Origin of the sequence: Bacillus sp. HY001, assembly GCF_007558965.1 — a bacterium.
Lineage (GTDB): Bacteria > Bacillota > Bacilli > Bacillales > Bacillaceae_G > Bacillus_A > Bacillus_A mobilis.
On record NZ_VLTE01000272.1, the window covers coordinates 1 to 836 of the forward strand.

At 33.6% G+C, this 836-nt stretch carries 1 protein-coding gene; it reads right to left on the reverse strand.

Features of this window, described 5'->3' with window-relative positions; translation table 11 throughout:
- Positions 1-836: RNA-guided endonuclease InsQ/TnpB family protein (locus FOT98_RS31240; RefSeq protein WP_260851158.1), on the reverse strand; the 836-nt coding region annotated here is incomplete at both ends.

The window sequence follows — 836 nt, forward strand, 5'->3', positions numbered from 1 at the left end:
GCTTTAGATAGATGTTTGTTCTTCATCATACCTTTCACATTCAAATCTTCTACTGTAATAAACGTTGGCTTGGTTTTCACCACATCATTTACAATAGATTTTACATACGCTAATCGAATATTTGCTAGCCTAGCATGTAGTTGTTGCACCCTAAGAATATTTTTGTTTATATTCGCTCTTTTATTAGTAACAGGTTGTTCACCTCTCTTCCTTATATTTTCAAATTTTCGTGATAAAGAGCGTTGTTCACGTTTTAACCGTTTTTCTATCTTTTTTACTTGTACTGTTTTATTTATATTTTTATGAGTTTTTCCATCGCTACGTACAGCGAAGTCTTTAATTCCCAAATCAATTCCTAGACCTACTGCATCAAGGGTTGGATTTGGTTTTACCTCTTTCACTTCACAGAGTATAGACACGTAGTATCTTCCTGCTCTTTGATATACTGTGCCACTTTTTACATTTGCATTTTTAGGGATATACCCATATTCTTTTAACCTTGTCCAACCAATTGTGGGGATTTTTACTCTATGTCTTTCTACTGTCCAATCTGTTTTATTGTTTTTAGGGAAATAACACTTCACATCTTGCTTCTTCTTTTTTTTATATCGTGGAAACTTAGATAAACCTTTAAAAAATCGCTTAAAAGCTTTATCTCCATTCATAATCGCTTGTTTTACCGCTTTGCTCGACACTTCTTTAATCCACTGGTCACACTCTTTTGTATGAATATTGTTCAGCCATTTGGAAAAGTCATAGCCACTAAGAAATTTCCCCTCCGACTCATATGCCTCTTTATTTTTAGAGATATACAGGTTATATACATATCGACACAC